Consider the following 14,836-nt stretch of genomic DNA (forward strand, 5'->3'; position numbering starts at 1 on the left):
TGTAAAAAAACGCTTTAATTTACGCGGTTAGGGGACTATCATGCGCCCCCTAAATTCATCCTATAGTTGGGGGGATTACCTATGAAACCCCTAGGTGGAGAGTACGTAGAATTGAACGCTGCAGAAACTACTAAAGCACCAGTGATTCAGCTTAAAGGGCTGGGTAAAAGCTTCGATGGTAAGCAAATCATCGCTGGTCTCGATCTGAATGTAAATGATGGTGAATTTTTAACCATTCTTGGTCCATCTGGTTGCGGTAAAACAACTGTATTACGCCTTATTGCCGGTTTTGAAAATGCCGACGAAGGCCAGATTGTTATTGCTGGTAACAATGTGACTGATATTCCCGCTGAGCAACGTAATGTAAATACGGTTTTTCAAAGTTATGCGTTATTTCCGCATATGACCGTATTTGAAAACGTTGCATTTGGTCTTCGTATGCAGAAAGTCGCTGCAGATGAGATTGAACCTCGTGTGCTAGAAGCATTACGAATGGTGCAACTTGAGCAGTTTGCTTCTCGTCAACCGCATCAACTTTCTGGTGGTCAACAACAACGTGTCGCAATTGCACGTGCTGTTGTCAATAAGCCCAAAGTGCTGTTGCTGGATGAATCATTATCGGCATTGGACTACAAACTGCGTAAGCAGATGCAGATCGAACTTAAGCAGCTTCAACGTAAGCTTGGCATTACTTTCATTTTCGTGACGCACGATCAGGAAGAAGCGTTATCGATGTCAGATCGCATTATTGTGATGCGTTCTGGTCATGTTGAACAAGATGGTACGCCTCGTGAAATTTACGAAGAACCTGCAAACTTGTTTGTTGCGCGATTTATTGGCGAAATTAACGTTTTTGATGCTGTTGTTAAAGAACGTCTTGATGATGAACGCGTGCTAGCGAATGTTGAAGGACGACCATCAATGATTCATTGCACGTTGCCAGTTAATCAAGGCGATAAGCTGAAGGTATTGCTGCGTCCTGAAGATATTCGTCTTGAAGAGATCCACAATGGCGAAAAAGCTAACGGTATCGTGGGCTATATTCGTGAACGTACTTATAAAGGTATGACACTCGATTCAGTTGTTGAACTGGAATCCGGTGAATCGGTCATGGTTAGCGAATTCTTCAATGAAGATGATCCTGATGTAGACCACTCTCTGGATCAAAAAGTTGCCATTACTTGGGTTGAAAGTTGGGAAGTGGTACTCGCCGATGAACAAGAAGCTTAATCTTCAGAACATCATTATTACGGTCATTGTTGGTTGGTTGTTACTGTTTGTATTCATACCTAACCTAATGATTATCGGTACCAGTTTTCTGACCCGAGATGATGCAAACCTGATTGAAATGACCTTTACACTGGATAACTATATCCGGTTGTTTGATCCGCTTTATGCGAAGGTCATGATGCACTCGTTCTATATGGCGCTGGTGGCTACCCTGCTCTGTTTGTTGATTGGTTACCCATTTGCCTACGCGATTGCGAAGATGCCTGAAAAATGGCGTCCATTCATGCTGTTTTTGGTGATTGTACCATTTTGGACTAATTCTTTGATTCGCACCTATGGTTTGAAGATCATGCTGGGTACTCGCGGTATTCTCAATAATACTCTGATGTATCTTGATATTATCGATAAACCCATTCGAATCATGTACACCGAACACGCTGTAATGGTTGGCCTGGTCTATATCTTGCTGCCGTTTATGGTATTGCCACTCTACTCGGCGATTGAGAAGCTAGACCATAACTACATTGAAGCAGCGCGTGATTTAGGTGCGAATAAGTTTCAGACTTTTGTGAAGGTCATTTTCCCTCTAACCATGCCTGGTATTATCGCTGGCTGTTTATTGGTATTGCTTCCTGCACTGGGTATGTTCTATGTGTCTGACCTTTTAGGCGGCGCAAAGAACTTGCTTATTGGTAACGTAATCAAAAGTCAGGTGCTTAATGCCCGTGATTGGCCGTTCGGTGCAGCAACGAGTATTGCGCTAACGATGGCGATGGCAGTAATGCTTTATGCCTACTACCGTGCGGGTAAGTTACTCAATCGTAAAGTGGAGCTGGAATAATGGGACGCGTATTTAAATTCAGTTTTATGACTGTGGTGTATGCATTCCTTTATACACCGATCATTATTTTGATTGTTAACTCATTCAATGCCAGTAAGTTTGGTATGAAATGGGGCGGGTTTACGACTAAGTGGTATCACCAACTCGTCAGTAACGACAGCTTAATGCAAGCAGCATGGCACTCGATTAATATTGCCGTCTTTTCGGCAACGGCAGCAGCCATTATTGGTAGTTTGACGGCGGTTGCACTCTTTCGCTACCAGTTCCGTGGCAAAAAGTTTGTTAACGGTATGCTGTTTATCGTGATGATGTCACCAGACATTGTGATGGCAATTTCGCTGTTGGCGTTGTTTATTCTCGTTGGTGCTGAATTAGGGTTCTTGTCGTTACTACTTGCCCACATCACATTCTGTCTGCCTTTTGTTGTAGTCACAGTTTATAGCCGCTTAAAAGGCTTTGATGTGAAGATGTTAGAAGCCGCACGTGACCTAGGGGCAAGCGAGTGGGTAATTCTAAAACAAATTATTCTCCCGCTGGCAAAACCTGCGGTTGCTGCAGGCTGGCTACTGAGCTTCACCCTGTCACTGGATGATGTCATTGTTAGCTCGTTTGTCACAGGCCCAAGCTACGAGATCTTGCCATTGAAAATTTATTCAATGGTTAAAGTGGGCATTTCACCAGAAGTGAATGCATTGGCTACAATTATGTTAATTGTGTCTCTGGTTCTGGTTGTAGCCTCTCAGCTTATTGCTCGTGAGAAGCATAAATAAGTTAAGTAAACGGTTTAAAATTGGCAGTATTGCCAAAAATGAGCAAGTGGCCTTTTTAGGCCACTTGTTTTGTATAAACACCCTAAAAGGGTTTTGGAGACGATAATCGAATGAAAAAATGGTCCGCTTTTCTAACCGGTACTGCATGTGCAGCTGCGATGTTTACCAATATTGCCAATGCCGCAGACAAGGAATTAGTCTTTATGAACTGGGGTCCGTATATTTCTACGGAGCTACGTGAACAGTTCACCAAAGAAACTGGTATTAAAGTGATTTATTCGACTTACGAGTCGAACGAGACTATGTACGCTAAGTTAAAAGCGCATCCAAAAGGTTATGACTTGGTTGTGCCGTCAACTTACTTCGTTGCAAAAATGCGCGATGAAGGCATGTTACAGAAAATCGATAAATCAAAGCTAACGAACTTTAAAGAGCTTGATAAGAACTATCTGGACAAGCCTTTTGATCCAAACAACGACTACTCTATCCCACATGTTATCGCCATGACTGGCTTGGCAGTTAACACTGACATGTACGATCCTGCCGATTTCGATAGCTGGGCAGACTTGTGGAACCCTGAGCTGAAAGGCCAGTTAATGCTAATGGATGACACTCGTGAAGTGTTCCACATTGCATTGCGCAAGCTAGGTTACTCAGGGAATACAACCAACCCTAAAGAAATCGATGAAGCACGCGAAGAGCTGAAAAAGCTGATGCCAAACGTATTGGTTTTCAACTCGGATAACCCTGCTGCACCGTATTTAGCTGGTGAAGTTGGTCTGGGTATGTTGTGGAACGGTTCAGCGGCTGCGGCACAGAAAGAAGGCCTACCTATTGAGCTGATTTGGCCAAAAGAAGGCGGCATTTTCTGGGTTGATAGCTTAGCAATTGCAAAAAATGCGCAAAACGTTGAAGCGGCTCATAAGATGATCGACTTCCTATTGCGTCCAGATGTTGCTGCGAAAATCTCTGAAGAAACGGGTTATCTGACTGCGGTTGAGAAATCAAACGCGAAATATAAAGATAATCCTACCCTTTTCCCACCTCAAGAAGATCTTGATCGTGGCGAGTGGCAAGACTCTGTAGGTGATATGAACATCCGTTACGAAAACTACTTCCTTGAGCTTAAAGCCGGGCAGTAATTTCCTAACAATAGGCGGCTCTTCGGAGCCGCTTTTTTTAGTCTGTAGCCAATGTCATTCTTACGCTACCATATAAAAAGATAATTTATCTAATTATTAACTATTTTGTGGTGCAATATTCACCCATTATGGTCGGGTGGCGTACAACATAATGAACAGTCATATCTGTACTTGATTTATGCTTGTCATAACTTGTTGATACTCTGCTATAATACAGGCTGATTTACAGTAGTTATCATCAGTCAGAAAGCAGAGGCCGCGTCTCTGTATTCTTAAATTATGTAGGAGAAGCGGTAAATACCGCTAGAGAGCACTCTCAAAATCCCTGTATGTTAGGAGCATATAAAATGAAAAAATGGTCTTCTTTAATGGCCGGTGGTGTTTGTGCAATGGCTATGTTTTCTAACATGGCGTCAGCGGCAGACAACGAGTTATATTTCTACAACTGGTCTGAATACATCCCTAGCGAAGTATTGGAGCAGTTTACGAAAGAAACTGGCATTAAAGTGATTTATTCGACCTATGAGTCGAATGAAACCATGTATGCAAAATTGAAGACGCACGGTGATGGTTACGATCTCGTTGTACCTTCAACTTACTACGTCTCAAAGATGCGCAAAGAGAATATGCTACAAAAAATCGACAAGTCGAAACTGTCTCATTTTAACGAAATCGATCCTAACTTCCTGCATAAACCTTTTGACCCACAGAACTATTATTCTGTTCCTTACATCTGGGGCGCGACAGGTATTGGCGTCAATACCGATATGATGGACAAATCCTCAGTATCTAAATGGGCTGATTTCTGGGACCCTAAATGGGAAGGCCAGCTGATGATGATGGATGATGCTCGTGAAGTCTTTCATATCGCATTGCGAAAATTAGGCTACTCAGCCAATACTCAAAATCCAGCTGAAATCAAAGCGGCCTACGAAGAACTGAAGAAACTGATGCCAAACGTATTAGTTTTCAACTCCGACTACCCTGCTAACCCTTACATGGCTGGCGAAACATCATTAGGTATGCTGTGGAATGGTTCAGCCTACATGGCTCGTCAAGAAGGTGCTCCTATTGATATCGTGTGGCCAGAAGAAGGCGCTATTTTCTGGATGGATAGCATTTCTATCCCAGCTAATGCGAAGAATGTTGATGCTGCACATAAGATGATTGATTTCTTGCTTCGTCCTGAAAATGCGGCAAAAATCTCACTTGAGATCGGCTACCCTACACCCGTAGCGACAGCGAAAAAACTGTTACCAGCAGAGTTCGTTAATGACCCTAGCATTTACCCGACTCAGGCGGTCATGGATGCTGGTGAATGGCAGAACAGTGTAGGCTCAGCCAATACACTTTATGAAGAATACTACCAGAAGCTGAAAGCTGGTCAGTAATTCGACATTGATACAAGATACAAAAAAAAGCCTGGTTAACTGACCAGGCTTTTTTTCAGTTACCGTTATCAATCATCCAATAGTCCGTTTAACGCCTGTTTTAACCATACCGTTGCTGGTCCCATACTGATCCCCTTGGGGGTCAGACTCTCAACAGGGATAGACCATTCTTTATGATCAAAACTAACGGGAAGCGCATGAAGTCTGCCAGACTCAATCCCATTCAGTGCTAAGTGGCGAGGTAGATACGTCCACCCCATTCCTTTTTCAACAAGGGCCATTAAACTAAATGGATTGTTTGTCGACCATACTCGCGAAGATATCGCAGGGAAATGTTGTTGCTTGGACAGGTGAGAACCACGAATGGATAACTGCCGAATAGGGATCATATCCGCAGGTTCCACCTTAGATAATAATGACAAAGGATGGCTGCTGCATACCACAGGGATAAATGTCATATTGCCGATATAGCAAAGATCCACTTCTCTGCTCATTACGAAATCACTGAGCATAACGCCAATATTGGCTTCTCCTGACAGGATTATATCAATAATATCACTGCTAGATGCCGTCTTCATATGCAGGCTTGTGGATGTAAATTGCTGGCCAAAAGTATCCAGAATGTCGAACAACTTATCCACTTGTAATCCGTCATCAACGACCAACGTCAGCTGTGTCTCTTCATGCTTGGTCAGCGCCTTTGAAGCACTCTCTAGTTCTCTTGCCTGCTGCAATATTGCCTCAGCAAATGTCAGTAGATGCTGACCTTCTTCTGTCAATCCCGGTTTTCTGGTTGAGCGATCAAATAACTCAACATTCAGATCTATTTCAAGATTCGAAATTCCCTGACTAACCGCGGATTGAACTTTTCCAAGGTGTCTGGCGCACGCTGAAAACGAGCCGAGCTTAGCAGCAGTGACAAACATATTGAGCTGATCAAGATTATACATGTAACAAACCTACCTAACTCATTGATTACTGATACGTCGCACTTATACCATCAGTAAATATGATAATAACTAACTAGAATCAATCATATATTAAGATACATTAGTGTGCATTGATTCATTAGAACATTATCAAAAAAGTAATTTGGATTAACGATATGACGATTAAAGAACGTATTTTGCACTCTGTGCTATTTGAAGTCTTTGCATTACTGATCATGATGATTGGTGCAAGCCTATTCACCAACCACAACCCAGCAGCCATTGGCGGTATAGGACTAGCCTTATCTTTAATTGCAATGGGATGGAATTATTTCTACAACCTAGGTTTTGATAAAATCTACGGGGCTGATCGTCTGGCTCGTAAAATCGGGACTCGAATCGCACACGGGATTGGTTTTGAAGCTGGATTGTTATTAGTGACAATCCCTGTTCTTATGTGGGCACTACAGTTAGACTTTTGGACAGTGCTAATTTTAGACCTTGGCATTGTGATCTTTTTCTTGGTTTATTCAATCGTCTATAACTGGATTTACGATCAAGTTCGTGCGAAGTACTTTCACACCAAGCCTGCTAACATTTAACTAAACGCTAGCCCGCGGCTTTTACGTAGCGGGCTTTTTATATCAATTCTAGCCCCTACCTATACCTAATGTACGAGCAAATTATTGCCCTCGTACAAATCCAGACAAAACCTGCATATTACTAATCGATATAAAACGCTACCATCCATGCCTTTAAGGTATGGGTTTTACGCAATGCATAACAATAAGAAAGGACTTTTATTCCCTTTTTGGGTATTTGGTCTTACCACTCTCAGCCTCTTAATGGTATCCCGCTTATCATTAGCATTTTGGCTCAGTGATCGCGTAACAAAAGCTGATGGTTGGATGACGATTATCCTTCAAGGGTTACGAGTCGATATTTCAACCTTATGCTGGCTCTTCATTCTACCTGCATTACTTGCTTGTGTGCTTCCCCAATCTGGCATGGTAGGAAAGATTTGGCGTACTGTATTACGTGTATGGCTAGTCGGCTCCCTCTGGCTGATGGTATACATGGAACTCGCGACCCCTTCATTTATTATGGAGTATGATCTTCGACCTAACCGTTTGTTTGTTGAATATCTTATCTATCCCAAAGAAGTTTTTGGGATGCTGTGGACAGGATATAAATTGGAACTAGCCATCGGCCTCATCGGATCAATCCTTGCCATTATTTTGGGCTGGAAGCTTAGTGGTTATGCTGTCAATCGGATGTCCTCACCACAAAAATGGTATCAGCGTCCAGCACTGATGATTGCCGTGATTGTTGTCGGTGTATTGGGTGCTCGTTCTTCACTCGGTCATCGTCCCTTAAACCCAGCAATGGTTGCTTTCTCCTCTGACCCTCTAATGAATGATCTAGCGATCAACTCATCATACTCACTCATTTTTGCTATAAAGAATATGGCGTCAGAACAAAGCGCATCTAAATTCTATGGCAGTATGCCTGAGAACGAAATTATCTCTCTCGTTCGACAGTCATCAGGTAAATCGTACGAGTACAGCTCGGCTGAATTACCTACATTGAATGTCAATGAACCCAGTTATACCGGAAAGAAAAAGAATCTAGTTATCTTATTACAAGAAAGTCTGGGGGCTCGATTTGTTGGTGAGCTTGGCGGTCTACCCCTGACTCCAAATCTTGACAAACTAATGCAAGAAGGCTGGAATTTCAGACAATTATATGCAACAGGTACACGCTCTGTCCGTGGTATCGAAGCGGTTACAACGGGCTTCTCTCCTACCCCATCACGTGCTGTTGTTAAGCTGAGCAAGAGTCAGACCGGATTCTTTACCATTGCGGATCTATTGTCACAGCAAGGCTACCACACCCAGTTTATCTATGGTGGTGAAGCGCATTTTGATAATATGAAGACATTCTTCCTTGGCAATGGCTTCCAGGATATCATTGAAGAGAAAGATTACGACAATATTGCATTTAAAGGGTCATGGGGGGCTTCTGACGAAGATCTGTACGCCATGGCAGATAAACAGCTAACTAAACTGAGCAAACAAGATAAACCCTTTTTCAGCTTGGTCTTCACCTCTTCAAATCATAGTCCGTATGAATACCCTGATGGTCGCATTACACAATATGATGCTGCAAAAAATACGCGTAATAATACAGTAAAATATTCCGATTACGCCTTGGGTGAATTCTTCAAAAAAGCCAAGCAATCATCATACTGGGACGATACGGTATTTATTGTTATCGCGGATCACGACTCACGTGTCTATGGCTCAGATCTTGTACCCGTTGACCGATTCCATATTCCAGCATTAATTATTGGCAAGGATATACCTGCTCATCAAGATACGCGTCTTGCCAGTAATATTGATATGCCACCAACATTACTGTCTTTGATTGGCGTACGCAGCGTTTCTCCGATGATCGGTCATGATATGACTAAACCATTGGCCCCTCAATATGAGCGTGCAATGATGCAGTTTGCTAAGAACTTTGGCTATCTGACCCGTGATAAATTGATTGTCCTTGCACCTGAACGTAAGCCAAGAGCATTTGATTATAATTTTGAGACTGCTGAAATAACCCCGTCAGAGGCCACGGATACTCAGAAGAACATTGCGAAAGCAAACGCGCTGTGGGGATCGTTAGCCTACAACAAAGGTTTATACAAGATGCCAAGTGAAAGAGAAGTCGCCAACATTCTGGCACTCGAAGATGAAGCCGTGCAAACGACAGCCGCTGCTGTAAAATAAATCAGTAAATTAGTTATAAATTAAAAACGCCATATTCTCTTCATCAGAATATGGCGTTTTTACTATATCCACGTTGGCTCACTCACTGGCTACGCTAATAGCTCAGCAACAAATTCAGGTACAACGATAGATGCAGGACCATAACGCTTCTCTGCAAATTCACTCTCTACTTCACTGGGTTCAAGATTTAACTCAATGGTATGTGCACCATGCATCGCTGCTTCATGGACAAAACCTGCTGCGGGATAGACAGCCCCAGACGTCCCTATCGAAATAAACAAATCCGCTTCCATGAGCAAATCATGAATCCGATCCATACCAATCGGCATTTCGCCAAACCAAACCACATTTGGCCTCATCGGTGATGGCATCTGGCAACAATGGCAGTGATCATCAAGTGATATATCCCCTTTCCAATCTATTGCCTGTCCAGTATGACTACATTGTGCTTTCAGTAGTTCACCATGCATATGGATGATATTGCTACTGCCAGCCGCTTCGTGAAGATTGTCGATATTCTGCGTGACAACCGTTACTTTGCCATCAAGCTCACGTTCTAATCGCGCGAGTGCTTTATGTGCTTCATTGGGAAATACAGTACTACTTTCCAGTTGTTGACGACGCAGATTGTAAAACTGCTGCACGAGCTCTGGATTTCGATGGTAGCCTTCTGGCGTTGCAACATCTTCAATACGGTGATCTTCCCATAATCCATTACCATCGCGGAATGTCCGGATGCCTGATTCAGCCGAAATTCCGGCTCCGGTTAGTATGACTATATTTCGATACGGGAAAAGCATATGGCATCCTTTTATCTTAGAGAAAACAGTTAACGCTTTCTTAGTATATAGCTTTTATATCCTTGTTTTCATGTGGTTATTCAACGTTTTTGTACGACATTAGTCTAATAATAGGTTACCAATAAAAAGTTATAGTGCGTTAGAGTGGTTAATTAAACTTATTATTTCCAATTAAATCGTATAAAAAAGCGGGTAACTTGCGCTACCCGCTCTATCAGACTCAAAAAATTAACACTATTTACTCAAAGCTAAGCTTTATCTTGTGTAGAACTGCCTTTTTGAGAGGCTTCAACCTGAGCATCGTAACCCGGTTGATTTTCCGGTAGATCCTTCACTTCTTTGAACCACATGTCGTGGTGCTCTTTCGCCCATGTCTCGTCTACTTCGCCGGTGATCATGCCATCCAGCGCCGCTTCCATACCGAACAAACCAATATAGATATGGAAAATAAAGCCACAGATCAAAATCAGCGCAGAGAACATATGCAGCAAATTAGATAGCTCCATATGACGACGGGTTTGACCAAAAATTGGGAAGTCTAAAATGAATCCACTGATCGTGATGAATATACCAAAAAAAATAAGCAACCAGAAAATGACTTTCTCACCACCGTTAGAGAAACCTGCCGATGGATGCGTCCCCTTATGCTTGCCTACCATCCCGCCCATTTTCATGAACCACTTCATATCAATCATGGTGAACAAGCTTTTACGCCACCACTTGATCAATACTGCAAGCAGCAAAATACCAAAAATTGGACCGATATAGTTATGGTACTGTTTCGCCGCATAAATAACCCAACCCCACACTTCCGTAGGCACTACAGGTTTAATAAAGTGCTTACCATAAACCAAGGTTAGGCCACTGAAGGCCAAGGTTAAAAATGTAAACGCCATGCTCCAGTGCAACGCGCGGTCAAAACGGCTCCAGCGTTTAATTTTACGCCCTGTTTTCGGCTTACTCAGCTTCAACGGACCGACAACAACATAAGCCAGTGCAACCATGGCAAGGCTACCAAAAATAGCTAATGCTCCAAGTGGTGACATCCATTTTTCTTTTAGGATATACCACGTTTGTCCAGGTACACTGATCAATACACCATGCTCTGGTGATTTTGAGGTGGTATACCCTTCTTGGCCGTCTTTTACTGCACGCCAATAATCAGCGCCAGCAAAACCAATAGCTTCTGTTTTAACGACTGATTCACCCATTGCTGCGTTATTTGACGTCCCATCCGCCTCATTATTCGCCAAGGCTGAAATAGAAAAGGCCATGATGAATGCGGTGAAAATAACCGTAAACCAGCGTTGAATTCGCTTAGTCATTAAAGCTCCTGCCTGCTCAACTGAGCAGTTTAATGAAATGCCACAGCTAGTGTTGTGGCATTTAATGTTACCTACAAACGAAGTAATTCAGCATCAAAAGCACACTTAAGACGCCGAACCACTCAATTATTAAGCTTTACGTACCTTGCTTGCGTCATACGCTAGATCTTCAGTACTTGCCCAACCCGCATCTTTTGCACCACGAGCCACAACGCGCTTGCTGTAAATCTCAGAGATTTTTTCAGCATCACCCGCAAGAAGTGACTTAGTCGAACACATGGATGCACACATTGGCAATTTACCTTCAGCAATACGGTTTGCACCGTACATCAAGCGCTCCTTCTCAGAACCAGGTTCTGTATTCGGACCACCTGAACAGTATGTGCACTTATCCATCTTGCCACGCTCTGCAAATGCGCTCTGTTTCGGGAACTGAGGTGCGCCGAACGGACAAGCAAACAAGCAGTAACCACAACCGATACACAGGTCCTTGTTATGCTGGACAATACCGTCTTCAGTCTGGCTGAAACAATCAGCAGGACAAACCGCCATACAAGGCGCATCGCTACAGTGCATACAAGCAACAGAAACCGATGTTTCACCTGGTAGACCATCGTTTAATGTCACAACGCGACGACGTTGGATACCCCAACCAACTGCTTCTGAGTTGGCGTTTTTACAAGCTGTCACACAACCATTGCATTCAATACAACGCTTAGAGTCACAAAGAAATTTCATACGTGCCATTAATGGACTCCTTACGCTTTAGTGATATTACAAAGGGTAACTTTGGTTTCTTGCATTTGAGTAACAGGGTCATAACCATAAGTGGTTGCCGTGTTAGCTGCTTCACCAGAAACATATGGCGCACAACCTTCAGGGTAACGGCCACGCAAGTTTTCACCTTCAAAATAACCACCAAAGTGGAATGGTAGGAATGCAAGTCCTTCACGAACACGTGGAGTAACCATCGCCTTCACTTTAATGCGACCTTTTTCTGCACCTTCAACCCACACCATCTCGCCATCACGAATGCCACGATCGTTAGCATCTTTCAGGTTAATCTCAACAAACATCTCTTGTTGAAGTTCAGCTAGCCATGGGTTAGAACGAGTCTCTTCACCACCACCCTCATACTCAACCAGACGACCAGAGGTCAAAATAATTGGGTACTCACCTGATACGTCTTTCTCTTGGATTGACTTATACAGGGTTGGTAAGCGGAACATCGCTTTGCTGTCATCCCATGTTTGGTATTGTGGCAATAGGTCACGACGAGGTGTGTACAATGGCTCACGGTGAATAGGCACGGCATCAGGGAAAGTCCATACTACAGTACGAGCCTTCGCATTACCGAATGGGATACAACCGTGCTTAATTGCAACACGTTGAATACCACCAGACAAGTCAGTCTTCCAGTTCTTACCTTCAGCAGCCACTTTCTCTTGAGCCGTCAGATCATCCCACCAACCCAGTTGCTTCAGCATCTTGTCGGTAAACTCTGGGTAACCATCTTCCAGTTCACAGCCTAGTGAATAGCTGTCATCAGCAAGCAGGCTGACACCGTTATGTTCAACACCGAAACGCGCACGGAAGTTACCGCCACCCTGTGCCACAGTCTTAGAGGTATCGTAAAGAATATGTGTACCAGGGTGCTTCATCTCTGGTGTACCCCAACATGGCCATGGCAGACCATAAGTCTCACCATTTACTGGGCCACCAATCGCTTCTAGCGATGTCGTATTGAAGGTGTGCCAGTTTTGCTGGTGCGCTTTCAAACGCTCAGGGCTTTGACCTGTGTAACCAATTGTCCACATACCCTTGTTAAATTCACGGGTAATGTCTTCGATAACAGGTTTATTGTTTTCGACTTTAATGTGTTTAAACAGCTGATCTGCAAGGCCAAGCTTCTGTGACAACAAGTACATGATCTCGTGGTCAGGCTTCGCTTCAAATAATGGTTCAATAACCTGATCACGCCACTGAATTGAGCGGTTTGTCGCGGTTACAGAGCCATAAGTTTCAAACTGCGTAGTCGCCGGGAACAGATAAACGTTGTCTTTACGACCGTTCATAACTGCAGCAACACCTGGGTACGGGTCAACGATAACCATCATATCCAGCTTTTCCATCGCCTTTTTCATCTCTGGACCACGGGTTTGTGAGTTAACCGCATGACCCCAGTAGAACATGGCTCGGATATTATCGCGCTGTTCAATCTTGTCTTTGTTTTCCAGTACGCCATCAACCCAACGAGAAACAGGAATACCTGCGCTGTTCATTGGTTTTTTGCCGTTATAGGTGTTTTGGTCAAAACGACCTTGTAGCCATTCGTAGTCTACATCCCAGACTTTCGCCCAGTGTTTCCATGCACCTTCTGACAGGCCATAGTAGCCAGGCAGATTATCAGACAATACGCCAAAGTCTGTTGCACCCTGAACGTTATCGTGACCACGGAAAATGTTTGCACCACCACCTGATTTACCCATGTTGCCTAGGGCCAATTCAAGAATACAGTATGCACGTGTGTTGTTATTACCGGTAGTATGCTGAGTACCACCCATACACCAGACAACACAACCCGGACGGTTTTCAGAAAGCATTTTTGCCGTCTGGTAAACCTGACCTTCAGGAACACCAGATACGCGCTCTACTTCTGCTGGAGTCCATTTCGCCACTTCGGCACGTACTTCATCCATGCCGTAAACGCGTTGACGGATAAACTCTTTATCTTCCCAGCCATTATTGAAGATGTGGTATAGCACACCCCAAACAAAGGCAACGTCTGTACCTGGACGCAGTGATACATAATGATCCGCTTTTGCCGCAGTACGTGTACGACGCGGGTCAACAACAACAATCTTACAACTGTTTGTTTCTTTCGCGATAAGGATGTGTTGCATCGCAACTGGGTGTGCTTCTGCAGGGTTTGAACCAATAAACAACATCGACTTACAGTTATGCATGTCATTTAGCGAGTTTGTCATCGCCCCGTAACCCCACGTGTTTGCAACACCGGCTACTGTGGTTGAGTGACAGATACGCGCTTGGTGGTCAACGTTGTTTGAACCCCAAAGTGATACCATTTTACGGAACAAATAGGCTTGTTCGTTGTTGTGCTTCGCTGAACCTAGGAAGTACACAGAGTCAGGGCCTGACTCTTCACGAATTTTAAGCACTTGCTCGCTGACTTCATTCAGCGCTTGTTCCCAGCTCAGTTTCTGCCACTTGCCGTTAACCAGCTTCATTGGGTATTTTACGCGTTTTGCCCCATGGCCATGCTCACGAAGAGCAGCGCCTTTAGCACAGTGTCCACCGGCGTTAAAAGGGTGGTCAAAAGCGGGTTCCTGGTGAGTCCAGACACCGTCTTGGGTTTCAGCATAAATACCACAGCCCACCGAACAGTGAGAACAGATAGTACGTTTTACAACTTTTGGTGCACTGTAATCAGCTTCCGGAAAAGCTTCTGCTTTACGCATCACACCGGGAGCGAACATGCCAGCACCAGCAATACCACCAGCCGCAGCTAATGATGTATTACGAATAAAGGAACGACGTGAAATACCTAGCTGGTTTTCGTCCTTGCTCACATTGTCGGAACGTTTAGTCAGTTTCATTTATTGCT

General features: G+C 43.8%; 11 protein-coding genes and 1 pseudogene. 7 read left to right on the forward strand and 5 right to left on the reverse strand.

What is annotated here, in order from left to right:
• Window positions 1–111 precede the first annotated feature (111 nt).
• The 5 genes from potA to L4D12_RS09490 all read left to right on the forward strand — a co-directional run bounded on the left by potA (window position 112) and on the right by L4D12_RS09490 (window position 5,374).
• Complete coding sequence (gene potA / locus L4D12_RS09470) at window positions 112–1,230, forward strand: spermidine/putrescine ABC transporter ATP-binding protein PotA (RefSeq protein WP_428447679.1); 1,119 nt, start codon at window positions 112–114, stop codon at window positions 1,228–1,230.
• A complete protein-coding gene (gene potB / locus L4D12_RS09475) occupies window positions 1,214–2,071 on the forward strand; it encodes a spermidine/putrescine ABC transporter permease PotB (RefSeq protein WP_428447591.1) in 858 nt (285 codons plus the stop codon). The genes potA and potB overlap by 17 nt, the downstream gene beginning before the upstream one ends.
• Window positions 2,071–2,841, forward strand: coding sequence for a spermidine/putrescine ABC transporter permease PotC (gene potC / locus L4D12_RS09480; protein ID WP_428447592.1), 771 nt, complete (start codon window positions 2,071–2,073; stop codon window positions 2,839–2,841). The genes potB and potC overlap by 1 nt, the downstream gene beginning before the upstream one ends.
• A 110-nt stretch (window positions 2,842–2,951) precedes the next feature.
• Window positions 2,952–3,983, forward strand: coding sequence for an extracellular solute-binding protein (locus tag L4D12_RS09485; protein ID WP_428447593.1), 1,032 nt, complete (start codon window positions 2,952–2,954; stop codon window positions 3,981–3,983).
• Between the two features lie 368 nt (window positions 3,984–4,351).
• Window positions 4,352–5,374: an extracellular solute-binding protein gene (locus L4D12_RS09490; RefSeq protein WP_428447680.1), complete on the forward strand. Its 1,023-nt coding sequence runs from the start codon at window positions 4,352–4,354 to the stop codon at window positions 5,372–5,374.
• A gap of 68 nt (window positions 5,375–5,442) precedes the next feature.
• On the opposite strand, the gene L4D12_RS09495 is transcribed toward L4D12_RS09490, so the two are convergent.
• Window positions 5,443–6,324: a LysR family transcriptional regulator gene (locus L4D12_RS09495; protein ID WP_428447594.1), complete on the reverse strand. Its 882-nt coding sequence runs from the start codon at window positions 6,322–6,324 to the stop codon at window positions 5,443–5,445.
• A 155-nt stretch (window positions 6,325–6,479) separates the two neighbouring features.
• Between L4D12_RS09495 and L4D12_RS09500 the strand changes: the two genes are divergently transcribed.
• Together L4D12_RS09500 and L4D12_RS09505 are read left to right on the forward strand one after the other, a co-directional pair.
• Window positions 6,480–6,905: a PACE efflux transporter gene (locus L4D12_RS09500; RefSeq protein WP_428447595.1), complete on the forward strand. Its 426-nt coding sequence runs from the start codon at window positions 6,480–6,482 to the stop codon at window positions 6,903–6,905.
• 174 nt (window positions 6,906–7,079) lie between these two features.
• A complete protein-coding gene (locus L4D12_RS09505; protein WP_428447596.1) occupies window positions 7,080–9,086 on the forward strand; it encodes an LTA synthase family protein in 2,007 nt (668 codons plus the stop codon).
• An 89-nt stretch (window positions 9,087–9,175) separates the two neighbouring features.
• Here the strand turns inward: L4D12_RS09505 and cobB are convergent, their stop codons facing one another.
• The 4 genes and pseudogenes from cobB to L4D12_RS09525 all read right to left on the reverse strand — a co-directional run bounded on the left by cobB (window position 9,176) and on the right by L4D12_RS09525 (window position 14,828).
• Window positions 9,176–9,886, reverse strand: a complete 711-nt coding sequence (gene cobB, locus L4D12_RS09510) for a Sir2 family NAD+-dependent deacetylase (protein WP_428447597.1) — start codon at window positions 9,884–9,886, stop codon at window positions 9,176–9,178.
• Between the two features lie 248 nt (window positions 9,887–10,134).
• A pseudogene (locus L4D12_RS09515) lies at window positions 10,135–11,064 on the reverse strand (formate dehydrogenase subunit gamma); the annotation flags it as partial.
• A 276-nt stretch (window positions 11,065–11,340) separates the two neighbouring features.
• Window positions 11,341–11,958: a formate dehydrogenase FDH3 subunit beta gene (fdh3B, locus tag L4D12_RS09520; protein ID WP_428447598.1), complete on the reverse strand. Its 618-nt coding sequence runs from the start codon at window positions 11,956–11,958 to the stop codon at window positions 11,341–11,343.
• A gap of 11 nt (window positions 11,959–11,969) precedes the next feature.
• Complete coding sequence (locus L4D12_RS09525) at window positions 11,970–14,828, reverse strand: formate dehydrogenase subunit alpha (RefSeq protein WP_428447599.1); 2,859 nt, start codon at window positions 14,826–14,828, stop codon at window positions 11,970–11,972.
• Window positions 14,829–14,836 lie beyond the last annotated feature (8 nt).

It is taken from the genome of Photobacterium nomapromontoriensis (assembly GCF_050336815.1).
GTDB classification, from domain to species: domain Bacteria; phylum Pseudomonadota; class Gammaproteobacteria; order Enterobacterales; family Vibrionaceae; genus Photobacterium; species Photobacterium nomapromontoriensis.